Genomic DNA, 15,665 nt, shown 5'->3' on the forward strand with positions numbered 1-15,665 from the left:
CCCGCCGTTTGGCGGGCTTTTTGTTTGGGCGGCGCGCTCAGTTGCCGTTCTTGATCTGCTGGCTGACCTGGTTTTCCTCCTGGTTCAGCGTCTTTTGTTCCTGCCGGGTGATGTGGCCGTGGTCCAGCTTGGCCATGCCCTGTTCCTGCCGGCGGATGTCGCGGTCTTCGCCGCGCAGCTTGCGCGCTTCGTCGCGGCTGATTTTGCCTTCCTTCAGTTCGTGGTGGATGCGGCGATCCTGGTGGTGCAGCCGCTGATTGACTTCCTCGCGGCGCGGGTGTTCCTTCTGCCATTCGGATTCGGCCCGGGCCTGGGAGGCGAACAATAGGCTGGCGGCGAGCAGGCCGGTCAGCAGGAGGGGGCGAGCGTTCGTTTTCATCTTGATCTCCTTGGGTGGCAATGATTGCCAGATGTCAGCCTAGGAGAGCGCGCGGCAAGTGTTTGTTAAGGCTGGTTAATCTGTGTTGCCGGCGGCGGGGGCGACATGAAAACTGAGAAATCCCCGTCCGCGGGCGCGTGGCGGTTCAGAAAGTCCAGCTTGGCGGCGCGGTCCAGCCGCTTGAACGCGTATTCGGCCTTCAGCGCCTCGGAACGGCCGGCGCAGACCAGCACCAGGGCCAGCGCCTGCGGCGGGTTGAGCCGGGTGTAGCGCGCGCCCTTGCCGGCGGCGTGCTGGGCGTAGCGGCGCGCCACGTCGGTGGTGACGCCGGTGTAGAGCGCGCCGTCGCGGCAGCGCAGCACGTACAAAAACCAGGGCCGGGGGGAAGCCCGGCCCTGAGTGTCCCGCGCGGCGGCGGATTTAGATGCTGGCATCCAGATTGACCAGCGGGCTAATCAGCACCCGCTCGGTGCGGTTGCCCTTTTGCACGGTGACGCGCAGCTTCCATTCGCCGACGGTGATTTCATCGCCCTCGCGCGGAATGCGCTCCAGGCAGTCCATCAGCAGGCCGGCCACGGTGTGGAAGTCTTCGTCCTCGAAGTCGCCCAGCGCGATGTGCTGTTCCAGCGTCACCAGCTCCAGGCTGCCTTCCACGTCGAAGCTGCCGTCGGCCTGCTGCACGATGGCCGGCAGCTCGTGACGTTCGTGCTCTTCCGGAAACTCGCCGGCGATGGCCTCCATTAAGTCCTTCTGGGTGACGATGCCTTCCAGGCTGCCAAATTCGTTGACCACGAAGGCCATGTCCGCCGAATGTTGGCGGAAGCTCTCCAGCGCCTTGAGCACGGTGACGGTCTCCGGCAGCACCAGCGGCTGGCGCAGCGCGGCGTCGATATTCATTTCGCCGCCGTCCAGCAACTGGGTCAGCAAGTCCTTGCGCGCGACGATGCCCAGCGGCTCGTCGATGCTGCCGTCCTTGATCACCACCAGCCGCGAGTAGGGGCTGTCGCGCAGCACTTTGCGCTGCGCGTCGTGGCTCTGGCTCAGGTCCAGGCGATGCACGTCGGCGCGCGGCGTGGCGATCACGCGGATCGGCCGCTCGGCCAGGGTCAGCACGCTGTGTATCATCGCGCGCTCGTTCTGGGCGAAAGCCTCTTGCTGCTCGGCGTCCTTGCTGTCCTCCACCTTGCCTTCGTCGGCGCTGGGGCTGGTCAGCTTGCTGCCCATCAGGCTCAGCACCGCGTTGGCGGTGCGTTCGCGCAAGGACTGGTTGCGGTTCAGGTAGCGGATGCGGTTAGCCTGCGATACCTGGTTGAAGGCTTCGATCAATACCGAGAAACCGATCGCCGCGTACAGATAGCCCTTGGGAATATGGAAGCCGAAGCCTTCCGCCACCAGGCTGAAGCCGATCATCAGCAGGAAGCCCAGGCACAGCATCACCACGGTGGGGTGGGCGTTGACGAAGGCGGTCAGCGGTTTGCTGGCGGCGATCATCATCAGCATGGCGACGATGACGGCCAGCATCATCACCGGCAGGTGTTCGGCCATGCCGATGGCGGTGACCACCGAGTCGATGGAGAACACCGCGTCCAGCACCAGGATCTGGGCGACGACGGTGCCGAAGGCGGCGTAAGCCTTCTGGCCGTTGCTCTTCACTTCATCCACGCCTTCCAGGCGTTCGTGCAGCTCCGTGGTGGCTTTGAACAACAGGAACACGCCGCCGCCCAGCATGATGAGATCTCGCCCCGAGAAGGGTTGGCTGAGCACATGGAACAGCGGCGAGGTCAGCGTCACCAGCCAGGAGATGCTGGCCAGCAGCACTAGACGCATGATCAGAGCGAGCGACAGGCCGGTGATGCGGGCGCGGTCGCGTTGGTGCGGGGGGAGCTTTTCCGCCAGGATGGCGACGAAGATCAGGTTGTCAACGCCCAGCACCACCTCCAGGATGATCAGCGTGAGGAGGCCAAGCCAGGCGGAAGGGTCAGACAGCCACGAAACGTCCATGATGAAAACGAAGATTCCTTATAGATAAAAACGGGGTAAAAATAGCACAGTCGGGGCGCGATTAACAAAAATCCGTCGCGACCGGCCGCACCGGCAAGAGAAAAACCCCGCGTTGGCGGGGTGGCTCGGGAGGAGGTTTAGAACACGCTCACGTTCTCGCGAGCTTGAGCGAGACACGGTGTTGAGGCGGAGAACGCGGGGTGTATCTGTTTACACCCCGTGCCACCAGAGCAGCAGATCGCAAGCAGGCTCTTACAGGCCGCCGTAGGAATGCAGGCCGGCCAGGAACATATTGACGCCGAGGAAGGCGAAGCTGGTGACGAACAAGCCCACCACCGCCCACCAGGCCAGCGGCGCGCCGCGCCAACCCTTCACCAGGCGAATGTGCAGCCAGGCGGCGTAGTTCAGCCACACGATCAAAGCCCAGGTTTCCTTGGGATCCCAGCTCCAGTAACCGCCCCAGGCGTCTGCGGCCCACATTGCGCCCAAGATGGTGGCGATGGTGAAGAACAGGAAGCCGACGGCGATGGCTTTGTACATCACCTCGTCCAGCACTTCGGCCGGCGGCAGCTTGTCCTTGAGCCAGCCCTTCAGTGAGAGGAGTTCAGCGATGCCGAGCATGGCGGCGATGGCGAAAGCGCCGTAGCCGACGAAATTGGCCGGCACGTGTATCTTCATCCACCAGGATTGCAGCGCTGGGATCAGCGGCTGGATCTCATGGGCCTGGCGGTCGAAGGTGTACCACAGGATGAAGCCGACCGAGGCGCAGATCACCAGCAGCACGAAGGCGCCCATCTGACGCGCCGCGTACTTGGCTTCGTAGTACAGATACATCAGCGAGGTGATCAGCGTGAACAAGACGAAAACTTCGTACAGATTGGACACCGGTATGTGGCCGATGTCCGGACTGATCAGGTAGCTTTCGTACCAACGGGTGAACAAGCCGGCCAGGCCCATCACCGACGCGGCCCAGGTCAGGCCGGTACCCATGCGGTTGAGGGTGTCGGAGCGAGTCAGCAAACCGATCCAGTACGAGAAGGCGGCCAGGAAAAACAGCGTGCACATCCACATGATGGAGGATTGACTGGACAGCATGTATTTGAGCAAGAAGGCGGTCTGCCCGCGTGCGAGCTCATGCTGATAAACCTGGATCGCCAGCAGCGAGATACAGCCGGCCAGCGGGAAGAACCAGCGCCAGGATTTCCAGAACCAGCCCAGGCCGATCAAGCCCAGCGCCGAGCCGGCCAGGATAGCCTGCTCGTAGCCGTCCATGTAATGGTTGTACAGCGCGTAGCTATAGACGGCGGCGCCCAGCACCAGCAGCGCGTAGAGCCAGTCGGCCAGATTCAGCCGTTTCAGCAGCGGCTGTTGCGAGAAAGAAGCGTGGGCCAGTTCCATCATGCACCTCGTACCAGCTGTTTGATAAGTTGAGTATGGCGCGCAAAGTCGCCGTCCAGATCGCGATTATGCCGGTTTGACGTCATCGCGACCCGTACTTTGGAACCGTTGACGCGAACCCACAGACGCAGCTCGCGCACGTAGAACATCAGGATGATGCCGAAGACCAGCAGCACCGAGCCCAGGTAGACCAGGTTCTTGCCGGGCGAGCGGGTCAGCTGCAGACCGGAGGCTTGAACCTGCTCGAAGCCTTCCAGTTGCAGGAACACCGGCGCGCCGTAGTCGTGCAGCGAGCTGACCGCCACCAGGCTGTCCAGCAGGAAGCGGTAATGCTCGCTGTCCAGCTTCATCGCCGGCAGGCCGGCTTTTTCGTCCGCCACCGCCATCACGTCCGCCACCGCGCCTTGCAAAATCTTGATATAGGTCTGCGCCACCGCCTGGCGTTTGTCCTGCGGCACGCGGTCGTCCAGGAACTTCTCCAGGCCAACGAAGCCGCTGTCGCCGAAGCGGGCCAACACCCATTTGACGCTGTCGGTGAACTGCTGCTGCATCGCCGGGCTGATGGCGTCGCCTTTCAGCGCTTTGTGCGCGGCGCGGCGGGCGATCTCGTCATAACGCGCCGGGTCCAGCAAGGCGGCGCGCAGGCGCATGAAGCGTTCCACGCTCATATCCTCGTCCAAGGGAATGCGCACGTATTGGAACGGTTCAGCCACGGTCTTGCGCACGCCGGCCATCTGATAGCTGGCGCCGTCCTGCTGAATCGGGGCCATGTAATGCATGAACTCCACCGCCTGGCCCTGGGCATCGCGCAGTTTGAAGCTGATCGACGGGCCCTGGTTTTTCAGCTGCTTGTCTTGCTTGACCTCGCGAGCGTCGTGCATGCGCTGCGATAGAGTGCGCTGCTCGTCCTGAGGCTTGCCGATATTTTCTATGTTGAATACGCGCAGTTCTCCCACTTCCAGCGTGTAGTCCTTGCCGTTGGCTTTCAGGGGTTGGCTGGACATCGACACTGCCGGAATCTCGGTGGGACGCGCCTGCGGCGCGGCCAGGTTCCAGGCCTTGAACTTGAGCGGGGACGCGCCGTCGCCGAAGCTGGACTGGTAGATTGCGATGCCGTCCACGATCAGCGGGTGGTTGACCTTGACCGTGGCTTCGGTGGTCTTGCCGCTGGCCTTGTCGGTGACCACGATGTCGCTGGCGAACAGCTTGGGCATGCCGTTGCTGTAGTAGTCGACGTGGAATTTCTTCAAGGTGATGATGAAGGGCAGTTCCTGCACCAGATAGCCGTTGCCGGCGTTGAGGAAGGTGACGTCGGCGCTCTTGTTCTCCGCAATGGTGACGTTGCCGCGGAAGGACAGATTGTTCGAACCCAAGCGGCTGGCCGCCGGAATCTGGTTCTGCGGCACATCGCGGGTCTCCGGCACCACCTGGCCGGTCAGCTCGCCGATTTTCAAGGGCAGGTTGCCGTCCAGCAGGCCGCCGATGCAGATCACCACCAGCGCGATGTGGGCGAAGAAATAACCCAGCTTGCCGGCCGCGCCTTTCTTGGCCGCCAGCACCAGGCCGCCGTCCGCGCGCGGCTGCTCCTTGAGGCGGAAGCCCTGGGCCTGCAGATAGGCGCGCGCCGCGTCGGCGTCGAAGCCTTCGGCCTCGAAGCTGGCGCTGTGCTTCATCGCCGCCAGCGAGTTGTCGGAGGCTTTTTCGCGGTAGGCGCGCATTTCCTTGATGAAGCCAGGGCCGTTGCGCAGAATGCACAAGCTGGTGGACAGCACCAGGAAGGCGAGAATGGTCAGGAACCACGCCGAATGGTAGACGTCGTACAAGCCTAGCCATTCAAACGCTTGAAACCAGAATTGCCCGAATTCGAAGGCGTAATTGGGATAGGGTTCGTTCTGTTTCAGAACCGTCCCGATGACCGAGGCGATGGCCAGTATCGTCAGCAGACCGATGGCGAAGCGCATCGAGCTTAGCAACTCATACCAGGCGTGAGCCAGGCTGTTGCGGCTAGTTTTTTTCATAGTGGCGTAAAGTGCAAAAAGGAAAGCTCGTTGACGAGTCTTCCCTTTTGAGCCGGCGTGCCGGCCAAAGTTGCCGGCGCGCCCCGGAGCGCGGGCGGCGGAGCCCCCGCAGGGGCGGCCCCTGAGGGGCCGTCAGGCTCGGCCGGTGGCGGCCGGGCTGCTCAACGCTTAGCGCAAGCCGGAAATGTACTCGGCCACCGCCTTCATTTCGGCGTCGCTCATGCGATTGGCGATGTCCTGCATCGGGCCGTTCTTGCGGTCGGCACCGGCCTTGAAGTCTTGCAATTGCTTGACGATGTAGCCGGCGTGCTGGCTGCCCAGACGCGGGTACTGGTCGGGCAGACCCTTCCCGGCGGGGCCGTGGCAGGACATACAGGCGGGGACTTGGGTGCCGGCGTTGCCGACGCGGTAGATCTTGGCGCCCAGCGGCATTTGCGTCTTGTCGGAGGCCTCGCGGTCCTTCGGCTTTTGCTCGCTGTAGTAGGCGGCGACATTGCGCATATCGTCTTCGGACAGCGTGGAGGCCATGCCCAGCATGGTCGGGTTCTTGCGCACGCCCGCCTTGAACGCCTTCAACTGGGTGTACAGATAGTGCGCGTTCTGACCCGCCAGCGTGGGGTTGGCCGCGGCTACGCTGTTGCCGTCAGTGCCGTGGCAAGCCGCGCAAACCGTTTCTACGATCTGTTTGGCCTTCACCGGGTCCGCCTTGACGGCTACCGGCGTAGCCGCCAACGCGTTTCCGGCCAGGGTTGCAGCCGCCATCGCCAACAGCATCATACGTTTCATGGTCGCTCCTTTAGGGGCTATCCCTAAATATCTGTAAAAGTGGCAATTTCAAACCTGCTATTCTATACCAACTGATTTCACCCTTACTACTATGTCGACTTTTCAAAACGCCCGATTTTATACCACCGTCAACCACATGAAGGACTTGCCGCCCACCCGCGCGGAGGTCGCCTTCGTGGGCCGCTCCAACGCCGGCAAGTCCAGCGCCATCAACACACTGGCCAATCACGCCCGTCTGGCGCGGGTGTCCAAGACGCCGGGCCGCACCCAGCACATCAATTTTTTTGAGCTGGGCAACGAATGTTTTCTAGTCGATTTACCCGGTTATGGCTATGCCGAGGTGCCGGAAGCGGTGCGCGCGCACTGGGTGGAGCTGCTGGGACGCTATCTGCAATCGCGCCAGAGCCTGATCGGCCTGCTGCTGATCATGGACGCGCGCCATCCCTTGAAAGAGCTGGACCGCAAGATGCTGGAGTTCTTCCGCGTGACCCGGCGGCCGGTGCACATCCTGTTGTCCAAAGCCGACAAGCTGTCGCGCCAGGAGCAATCCAAGGTGCTGGCTCTGGTCAAGCGCGAGCTGAATGACTATCCGGACGTCAGCGTGCAGATGTTCTCCAGCCTGAAGAAAAGCGGGGTAGAGGACGTGGAGCGGGTGGTGAACGGCTGGTTCGGCCAGTACATGGAACCGCCGGCTTCGGACGAGGCCGAGCCGCCGGAACTTTAGGAACAGGCCCGCACCTAAACAAGCAGGTGGCCAACACCTCCCGCTTGCCTCCCTGAGCGGGGCCTGGATTGATCAGGCTTGCCCCGGCAGCAGCTTGCCGGGGTTTTTTATCGGCGGCGGAAACAAGAAAGGCGAAGGAGATGACTCCTTCGCCTTTGTCATGAACGCGGTCTTGCGGTTTACAGGCTGGTGACCACGGTTTCCACGTGCAGGTTCTCGGCGGCGTTGCGCACCGCGTCGCTGGAGCGGAACGGCCCCAGGCGCACTTTATAGATGCCTTCTTGGTTCACGATGCCGAGCTTGGACTCGTACTTGTCGTCCATCTCGCCCAGCATTTTCTGCACCATCGCCTCGGCGTTGGCCAGTTTGGAGAAGCTGCCCAGTTGCAAATACTTGGGCGTGTCTTCGGCTCGGCGCGCGGTGCTGACGGGACGGGTGCTGGCGACGTTCTCGCCGCCGGCGTCCGGCCACACGCGTTCGATGGCTATCTTGGCGCTGCCTTGCTTGACGAAGCCCAGGCGATAGGCCGCCGCATAGGAAAGGTCCATCAGGCGGTTCTTGTGGAAGGGGCCGCGGTCATTGACCCGCACCACCACGGATTTGCCGTTATTCAGATTGGTGACCCGGGCATAGCTCGGGATCGGCAGCGTAGGATGGGCGGCGGTCATGGCGAACATATCGTATTTCTCGCCGGAGGACGTTTTGCGGCCATGGAACTGCTTGCCGTACCAAGAGGCGCGGCCCGTGGCTTGATAGGGCTTCTCGCGCGTGTCGGGGCGGAAGCTCATCCCCAGAGCCGTGTAGGGCAGGTTGGCTGATCTGATCAGCGGCTCTTCCTGCGGCACGGCGTCCGGCACCAGGTTCAGGTTGACCGGAATATGGTCGGCGGGACCATCGTTCTGGAAATAAGCTCCATTCTTGGCAACGGTTTTCTTGTTGCCGGTCGACGAGGAGGCCGACTGGTTGGTGGCGCTGGCCGTCTTCACGGTGGAACAGGCCACGAGTACGAGACTGACGAACACAAGCCACAGCCATCGGAGTACTGATTGCATAGATCTCCCTTATGCTGTCGGAACCACTGCAAACCTCGGCGCGCCGCTTCAACGTCGGCGCTTCGCGCTTGCTAGCAAGCGCTCGGACCAGGTTTTTCAGAGTCCCTTGTTGGGCCGATCTGCGAACCGCTTCAGCTTCCCCCTGAGAAATCTAGCTGTCGCCAAGCCTCGAACACCGTCACCGCAACCGCGTTCGAAAGATTGAGACTTCTTGATTCTGGACGCATCGGCAAACGAATCCTCTGCTGCGGAGGCAAAGACTCCAGCACTTCAGGCGGCAGACCGCGGGATTCGGGACCGAACAAAAAAACGTCCCCAGGTTGATAGGAAATCCGGTCATGGCGCTCGGAGCCCTTGGTGGTGGCGGCGAAAATCCGCCGTCCGCGCAAAGTCTCTTGACAAGCCGCCCAATCCTCATGAACTACAACGCGAGCGTACTCGTGGTAATCGAGTCCCGCGCGCCGCAGTTTGGCATCCTCCAGAGGGAAGCCCATGGGCTTGACCAGATGCAGTTCACAGCCGGTGTTGGCACATAAACGAATCACATTGCCCGTGTTGGGCGGTATTTCCGGCTGAAAAAGAATTACAGTGAACATCGTTGGCAGCCTGGATTGTTCCAAAGAATCAAAATCTTGGTCAAGTTTTAGGAGAAAAGGCCCTGGCGAGCACCCAGCCATCGACCCGTTTTGCCCCCTGTTTTTTCAAAATTTCGGCCAGCGCCGACAGGGTGGCGCCGCTGGTGGCGACGTCATCGACAATGGCGATGGAAAGCCCGTCACAGCGGCAATTTACGCCGAAAGCATGGCGGAGGTTTTTCCGACGTTCGATGCGTCCGAGAGAGGCTTGGGGCGGAGTGTTGTATTTTCGCCAACAAACTTCGGCGCTTAAACGGCTCGCCATTGTAGCAGCGAATGCTTTTGCCAACTCATGACTTTGATTGAAACCGCGCTCGGCCAGCCGTTCTTTTGCCAGTGGAACAGGAATGACGAGGTGATATTTTGGGCTGAGCGGGAGGGCGAAATCAGCGAGCAAGCCACCCAAGGCCGCGCCCATCTGCAGCTGTTTTCCGTATTTGAAGGCGTGGATCAGCGCGGCGAGTGGGTAATCGAACAAATACGGCGCGTACAGCGCGTCGAAGGCGGGTGGCCGGCGCTGACACTGACCGCACAAGCCGGAGACGGACAGCGGCTCCGCGCAGCGCGCGCATTGCGCCGACGGCAGAGCCGGCAACTGCCGGCGGCAGTCCTGGCAAAAGCCCCGGTCTGCCCGCCAGTCCCCGCAGAGCAAACATGGTTGATTAAATATTGTGCACTTGTTAGATATGAACCTTTTCAGGTTTGACAGCATGGCGCCCTCCCCAGCAAGATGCGCGGATTCGCCCCACGCCCGGCCGGGCGTGGCACTCTGACGGTCCTGACGGCGCAATCCGGAATTATCCTTGCCTGATCAAGGTCTTCCATCGCTGGGCAGTGACCACAGCCAGGATAGACCATGCATTCTTCCGCTATTGAATTCAAGCCTTCCGCCACCCCGCACCCGGAATCACCCAGCTGGACTGTGGCGGAAATCGAAACTCTGCTGGCCTTGCCCTTCATGGAGCTGGTGTTCCGCGCGGCCGAGATTCATCGACAGTTCTTCGACCCCACCAAGGTGCAACTGTCCACGCTGATTTCCATCAAGACCGGCGGCTGTCCGGAGGACTGCGGCTACTGCCCGCAATCGACGCATCACGACACGCCGGTGCCCAACCAGCCGATGCTGACGGTGGACGAGGTCTTGAGCGCCGCGCGCTCGGCCAAGGCCAACGGCGCCAGCCGCTTTTGCATGGGCGCGGCCTGGCGCGGCCCTAAGGACGCGGACTTGGAGAAGACGTTGGAAATGGTCAAGGAAGTCAAAGCCTTGGGTCTGGAAACCTGCGCCACCTTTGGTTTGCTGAAGGGAGGACAGGCGGAAAAACTGAAGGCGGCGGGCCTGGATTATTACAATCACAATCTGGATACCTCACCGGATAAATATTCCGATATCATTGCCACGCGGGACTATGAAGATCGCCTCGACACTTTGGGAAAAGTACGCAGCGCGGGTCTATCGGTGTGCTGTGGTGGTATTGTTGGCATGAATGAAACCCGCAACGATCGCGCAGGTCTGATTGCACAGCTAGCGAATCTTGAGCCGCAACCGGAATCGGTGCCTATCAACAAGCTGGTCAAGGTAGAGGGCACGCCGCTGGAAGGCGCCGAGCCGCTGGACTGGACCGAGTTTGTGCGCACCATCGCGGTGGCCCGCATCGTGATGCCCAAAACCTATGTGCGATTGTCCGCCGGACGCCGCGAAATGGATGAGTCCACGCAGGCTTTGTGCTTCCTTGCCGGGGCCAATTCCATCTTTTACGGCGACAAGCTCTTGACGACCGGCAACCCCGAGGTGGATGCCGACCGGCAGCTGCTGGAAAAGCTTGATCTGACGCCGCTTTGAACGGATTGGGCGGCGGATTCGCGGGCGATGTAAAAAATGTATATATAAGGAATAGCTTGGGCGGCCGGCGAGGCTGGTTCCGGCCAAGCCCTTTTCACGGGATATTTCGAGCCGATATGCGCCTTCAAGACCTGCCTGCCGCCCTGCTGGACCTTTCCGCCACCCATTGCCGTCGCCAACGCGCGGTCATCGACAGCCCTCAAGGGGTCGAAGTGGTGGTGGACGGGCGTTCCTATGTCTCTTTCGCCAGCAACGATTACCTTGGATTAGCCGATCACCCGGTTCTGGTGCGCGCCGCGCAGCAGGGTCTTGAACGTTGGGGGGTGGGCGGCGGCTCCTCGCATTTGCTGGCCGGTCACTTCAGCGTGCAACAGCAGGCCGAGGAGGCGTTGGCGGAATTCGTCGGCCAGCCTGCGGCATTATTGTTTGGCTCCGGCTACGCGGCCAATCTGGCGATTGTCAGCAGTTTGCTGGACCGCGGCGACGCGGTGTTCGCCGACCGGCTGAACCATGCCTCGTTGAACGACGCCTGTAGACTGAGCCGCGCCGAGTTCAAGCGCTTTCATCACAACGATTTGGCGCAGCTGGAGCGTTTGCTGGCGGAGTCCAAGGCGCGCTCTAAACTGATCGCGGTGGAGTCGGTGTACAGCATGGACGGCGATGAAGCCCCGCTGTCGGCGTTGCTGGCCTTGGCCGAGCGCTATGACGCCTGGCTGTATGTGGACGACGCCCATGGCTTCGGTGTGTTGGGCGATGGCCGCGGCGCGCTGGCCGAGCATGGGTTGTCCAGCCCGCGCTTGATTTACATGGCGACCTTGGGCAAGGCCGCCGGCGTGGCCGGCGCCTTCATCTCCGGCGGGACGGACTTGGTGGAATGGCTGATCAATTCCGCGCGCAGCTATATTTACACCACCTCTCAGCCGCCGGCGTTGGCCTGTGCGATTCTGGCTAGTCTGCGTTTGATTGCAGAGGCGGACGAGCGACGCGCGCGGCTGCGGGAATCGATAGAAACCGTCAAATCCGGACTATCTGAATTCAAATACTCCGTAGGGGCTTCCCGAACGCCGATTCAGCCACTTATCATAGGCGGCGAAGAACAGGCGTTGACCCTGGCCGCCCGTCTGCGCGACCAGGGCTTGTGGGTGCCGGCGATTCGCCCGCCCACGGTAGCGGCCGGGACGGCGCGCTTGCGTCTGTCTTTGTCGGCCATGCATCAGCCGGAACACTTGCAGCGCCTGCTGTCCTGTATTCAGCGCGCCGCGGCGTCCTGAGCCGGCGCGCCCATGGGGAGGGGCGCACCGGCATGGCCGGATTTTCCAGCTAACTCATACTACGATAATCACATGAAGAGCATGGCTGAATATCTGGCGACGCCAGAGCAGGCCGCCGCAATGGCGCTGTCTCTGCTGCAAGAGCAGGGAGGGGTGCGCGTTGCCGCGGTCTGGCGTCAGCTGGGGGCAGCCTGGCAGCTCTTGGCGGCCTTGGGCGCCGCCGACGCTTTGCCCAGCGCGGAGACGCTGGAGGGCGGAGGCCGGTTGGACGCGGGCTGTGAGGCGATGCCCTTGCGAGCCGGGGAGCAGGTGCTGGGATGGTTGGTGTGGCGCGGGGACGCCGGGCCGGCGCTGAACCCTTCCGCCGCCTTGCTGTGCGCCCATCTGCTGTGCGCGCGGCTGGGCGCGGAGCAGGTGGCCGCGCGAGAAGCCAATGAAGCCTTGTTCGATATTTCGCAGTTGGCCGAAGAGTGCGGCACCATCGATCAGGTTCTGCCCGGCCTGCACCGCCAGATGATGCGGTTGATGGACGCCAGCAACTTCTACATCGCGCTGTATGACGATGAAGCCCAGGTCATCCACTTTCCTTTCTACATAGACCAACGCGATCCCGCTCCGCCCGCCAGCGACGCCATTTTTCCGCTGGCCGGCCACGCCCAGTCCTTGACTGCCTGGTTGATCCGCGGGGGCAAGCCGGTGGTGCTGAGCCGGGAGCGCCTGCTGGAAGTGTGCCAGCAGGAGGGGCTGAGCCGGCAGGGACTGCTGCCGGCTAGTTGGATGGGCGCGCCGCTGGCCAATGCCGGCGGCCATGTGATCGGCGCAGTGGTGTTGCAGCTGTACGAGGATCAAACGCCGCTGACTTCGGCCGAGCAGCAGTTGTTTCTGTTCGCCGCCCGCCATGTCGGTTTTGTGCTGGAGCGGGTGCTGCATCGCAGCCAGTTGGAGCGCCAGGTTTGGCTGCGCACCAGCGAGCTCGAAGGCGCCAACGCGCGATTGCGCGCGGAGGTGGCCGAACGCAAGCGCGCCGAGCGTTTCCAGGGCGCCTTGTTCCGTATCGCGGAGTTGTCCAATACCAGCTTGTCGCTGGAAGCTTTTCTCGGCGGTTTGCACCGGCTGCTGGCCGAAATGGTGCCGGCGCGCAATTGTCTGGTGGCTTTGTACGATCAGGCCGAGGATTGCATCAGCTTCCCCTACTGCGCCGACGAATACGCACCGCCGCTCAAGCCGCATCGGCCCGGCAAGGGCTTTGTCGAACAGGTGCTGCACAGCGGACGGCCTTTGCTGATTGATCCCTATTCGCAGCAGAACCGCCAGCCCGAGGCTGATGAGGAGCTGCCCCGGCCCAAGAGCTGGCTGGGCGTGCCCTTGTATTGCGGCACCGATCTCCTGGGCGTGCTGGCGGTGCAAAGCTATGAAGAGGACGTGGTCTACAACTTCCGCGATCAAGAAGTGCTGGAGTTCGTCGCCAACCATATCGGGGCGGCGCTGACCCGGGTCAAGGCGCTGGAGAGCCTGCAAACCGCTTACGTGGAGCTGGAGCAGCGGGTGCGCGAGCGCACCAGCGAACTGGACGCGGTCAACGCCCAGCTGGAGTTCGACAGCCTGCACGATCCGCTGACCAAGCTGCCTAACCGCAGCTATTTTTCCAAGGCCTTGCGCCGGGCCTGGGAGACGTATTCGCATGGCGGAGGCGAGCGCTTTGCGGTGCTGTTCATCGATCTGGATCGCTTCAAGCTGGTCAACGACACCTTGGGTCATCTGGCCGGCGACCACCTGCTGTTCGAGGCCGGCGCGCGCATCCGTTCCTGCTTGCGCCATTACGATTTTCTGGCGCGGCTGGGCGGCGACGAGTTCGCGGTGTTGATGTTCGGCATGGACGGCGGCGGCGACTGCGAGCGCATCGCGCAGCGCATCGTCAGCGAGTTCGAGCGGCCGGTGATCCTGGCCGGGCGGGAGGTGTTTTCCACCGCCAGCGTCGGGGTGGTGCTGGCGGACCACGAGCATTACCACAAGGCCGACGACCTGCTGCGCGACGCGGACCACGCGATGTATTGCACCAAGCAGCAGGGGCGGCAGGGTTATACCTTGTTCAACCATGAGTTGCGCATCAACCAGGCGGACCAGTTGGCGCTGGAGAGCGAACTGCGGCGCGCGCTGGAGGAAGAGTGGCAGCTACTGCCGTATTTCCAGCCCTTCATCGAAGGCGACAGCGGCGAACTGGTCGGCTTTGAAGCTTTGGCCCGCTGGCAGCATCCGCAGCGCGGTCTGATTTCGCCCGGCTTGTTCCTGCCCATCGCGGAGGAAAGCGGGCTGATTACCCGTCTGGACCGCTATATGTTGAACGCCGCCTGCGCTCAATTGAGCGCGTGGCGCGCTCAGGGCCGGGTGGGGCCGGAGGTGGCCCTGCACATCAATCTGTCGTCGGCCCATTTCCACGATCCGGAACTGGCGGCCTGGATAGGCGAGCGCATTCGGCATTACCGGCTGCCGCCGGCGACGCTGCATCTGGAAATCACCGAAAGCGCGCTGATCGATCAGCCGGAAATCGCCGCTACCGTGATGCACGCGCTGCATGAACTGGGAGTGAGGCTGGCGTTGGACGACTTCGGCACCGGTTATTCGGCGCTGTCCTATCTGCACCGCTATCGCTTCGACGTGCTGAAAATAGACCAGTCCTTCGTGTTCGACCTGGACCGCACTCAGGAATCGGCGGCCATTGTGCGGGCTATTCTGGCGTTGGCCAAGGCCTTGGATCTGGAGGTGGTGGCCGAAGGCGTGGAAACGGCCGCTCAACTGGCCATGCTCAAAAAGATGGGCTGCGGCAAACTGCAGGGCTTTTACTTCGCGGCTCCGGCGCCGGCTCAGGGCGTGGACTGGGAGCGGCTGGCTCGCTTCCGCAAGGAGTTCCAAGGTGAGCGCTAGCGGATGGCGGCGCTGGCCGCAGGCATTCAACCGCTGGCGCTACAATCTGTACGCGCCGGTCTACGACAGGGTAGCGCAGGCTTTCGCCGCGCGCCGTCGCCGTTCCATCGCCCTGCTCAATCCGCAGCCAGAGGAACGCATCCTGTTGGTGGCCGCCGGCACCGGCTTGGATCTGGACTTTATGGTGCGCTGCCGCCATGTGGCCGCCATCGACATCTCGGACGGCATGCTGGCGCGGCTGAGCGCTCACGCGGAGGCCCTGGGCATGGCGGTGGACGCCAGGGTGATGGACGCGCAGGCGATGGATTTCCCCGACGCCAGCTTCGACGCGGTGGTGCTGCATTTGGCGCTGGCGGTGGTGCCGGACCCGCAAGCTTGCATCCGCGAAGTGGAGCGCGTGCTCAAGCCTGGCGGCCGGGCGGCGGTGTTCGATAAATTCCTGCCCGACGGCCGGCGGCCGTCTTTGTTGCGCAGCGCCGGCAATCTGCTGTCGCGCGTGATCGCCACCGACATCAACCGCCGGCTGGAGGATATCCTGGCGGCCTGTCGTTTAAGCAAGGTTCATGACGAAGATGCCGGACTAGGTGGTTTCTTTCGCATCGCGATCTTGCGAAAATGAAGGTTTCACCCCATCTGGTC

General features: G+C 62.4%; 14 protein-coding genes. 5 read left to right on the plus strand and 9 right to left on the minus strand.

The window, feature by feature from the left end:
• Nucleotides 1-37: 37 nt before the first annotated feature.
• The 6 genes from GYH29_RS01010 to GYH29_RS01035 form a co-directional block, all read right to left on the minus strand.
• Nucleotides 38-379 carry a hypothetical protein gene (locus GYH29_RS01010; protein WP_019101103.1) on the minus strand — a complete coding sequence of 114 codons (342 nt, stop codon included), beginning with the start codon at nucleotides 377-379 and terminating at the stop codon, nucleotides 38-40.
• A gap of 65 nt (nucleotides 380-444) precedes the next feature.
• Entirely contained in the window at nucleotides 445-813 is a 369-nt protein-coding gene (locus GYH29_RS01015) for a GIY-YIG nuclease family protein (protein WP_081574430.1), read from the minus strand.
• A complete protein-coding gene (locus GYH29_RS01020) occupies nucleotides 800-2,380 on the minus strand; it encodes a TerC family protein (protein WP_019101105.1) in 1,581 nt (526 codons plus the stop codon). Before GYH29_RS01020 ends, GYH29_RS01015 begins: the two co-directional genes overlap by 14 nt.
• Nucleotides 2,381-2,632: 252 nt before the next feature.
• On the minus strand, nucleotides 2,633-3,778 hold the full coding sequence (ccsB, locus tag GYH29_RS01025; protein ID WP_043592442.1) for a c-type cytochrome biogenesis protein CcsB: 1,146 nt from the start codon (nucleotides 3,776-3,778) through the stop codon (nucleotides 2,633-2,635).
• Entirely contained in the window at nucleotides 3,778-5,796 is a 2,019-nt protein-coding gene (locus GYH29_RS01030) for a cytochrome c biogenesis protein ResB (RefSeq protein WP_107732974.1), read from the minus strand. Before GYH29_RS01030 ends, ccsB begins: the two co-directional genes overlap by 1 nt.
• A gap of 168 nt (nucleotides 5,797-5,964) precedes the next feature.
• A complete protein-coding gene (locus GYH29_RS01035) occupies nucleotides 5,965-6,582 on the minus strand; it encodes a c-type cytochrome (RefSeq protein ID WP_039755110.1) in 618 nt (205 codons plus the stop codon).
• A 91-nt stretch (nucleotides 6,583-6,673) separates the two neighbouring features.
• Here GYH29_RS01035 and yihA point away from each other — a divergent pair, with 91 nt between their 5' ends.
• Nucleotides 6,674-7,306, plus strand: coding sequence for a ribosome biogenesis GTP-binding protein YihA/YsxC (yihA, locus tag GYH29_RS01040; RefSeq protein ID WP_039755109.1), 633 nt, complete (start codon nucleotides 6,674-6,676; stop codon nucleotides 7,304-7,306).
• Between the two features lie 179 nt (nucleotides 7,307-7,485).
• Here the strand turns inward: yihA and GYH29_RS01045 are convergent, their stop codons facing one another.
• From GYH29_RS01045 to GYH29_RS01055, 3 genes are all read right to left on the minus strand, one after another.
• Nucleotides 7,486-8,358, minus strand: coding sequence for a septal ring lytic transglycosylase RlpA family protein (locus GYH29_RS01045; RefSeq protein WP_039755108.1), 873 nt, complete (start codon nucleotides 8,356-8,358; stop codon nucleotides 7,486-7,488).
• Between the two features lie 131 nt (nucleotides 8,359-8,489).
• Nucleotides 8,490-8,954, minus strand: coding sequence for a tRNA (cytidine(34)-2'-O)-methyltransferase (locus GYH29_RS01050; protein WP_081574427.1), 465 nt, complete (start codon nucleotides 8,952-8,954; stop codon nucleotides 8,490-8,492).
• A 40-nt stretch (nucleotides 8,955-8,994) separates the two neighbouring features.
• Nucleotides 8,995-9,705 carry a ComF family protein gene (locus tag GYH29_RS01055; RefSeq protein WP_039755113.1) on the minus strand — a complete coding sequence of 237 codons (711 nt, stop codon included), beginning with the start codon at nucleotides 9,703-9,705 and terminating at the stop codon, nucleotides 8,995-8,997.
• Nucleotides 9,706-9,849: 144 nt separating this feature from the next.
• Here GYH29_RS01055 and bioB point away from each other — a divergent pair, with 144 nt between their 5' ends.
• The 4 genes from bioB (at nucleotide 9,850) to GYH29_RS01075 (ending at nucleotide 15,645) form a co-directional block, all read left to right on the plus strand.
• The gene (bioB, locus tag GYH29_RS01060) at nucleotides 9,850-10,833 is read left to right on the plus strand and encodes a biotin synthase BioB (RefSeq protein ID WP_043592400.1); all 984 of its coding nucleotides are present in this window, start codon (nucleotides 9,850-9,852) and stop codon (nucleotides 10,831-10,833) included.
• Between the two features lie 116 nt (nucleotides 10,834-10,949).
• On the plus strand, nucleotides 10,950-12,104 hold the full coding sequence (gene bioF / locus GYH29_RS01065) for an 8-amino-7-oxononanoate synthase (RefSeq protein WP_043592399.1): 1,155 nt from the start codon (nucleotides 10,950-10,952) through the stop codon (nucleotides 12,102-12,104).
• Nucleotides 12,105-12,176: 72 nt separating this feature from the next.
• Entirely contained in the window at nucleotides 12,177-15,026 is a 2,850-nt protein-coding gene (locus GYH29_RS01070) for a bifunctional diguanylate cyclase/phosphodiesterase (protein WP_081950365.1), read from the plus strand.
• Nucleotides 15,016-15,645, plus strand: coding sequence for a class I SAM-dependent methyltransferase (locus tag GYH29_RS01075; protein WP_043592397.1), 630 nt, complete (start codon nucleotides 15,016-15,018; stop codon nucleotides 15,643-15,645). The genes GYH29_RS01070 and GYH29_RS01075 overlap by 11 nt, the downstream gene beginning before the upstream one ends.
• Nucleotides 15,646-15,665 lie beyond the last annotated feature (20 nt).

It is taken from the genome of Chromobacterium haemolyticum, from assembly GCF_009936155.1.
Lineage (GTDB): Bacteria > Pseudomonadota > Gammaproteobacteria > Burkholderiales > Chromobacteriaceae > Chromobacterium > Chromobacterium haemolyticum.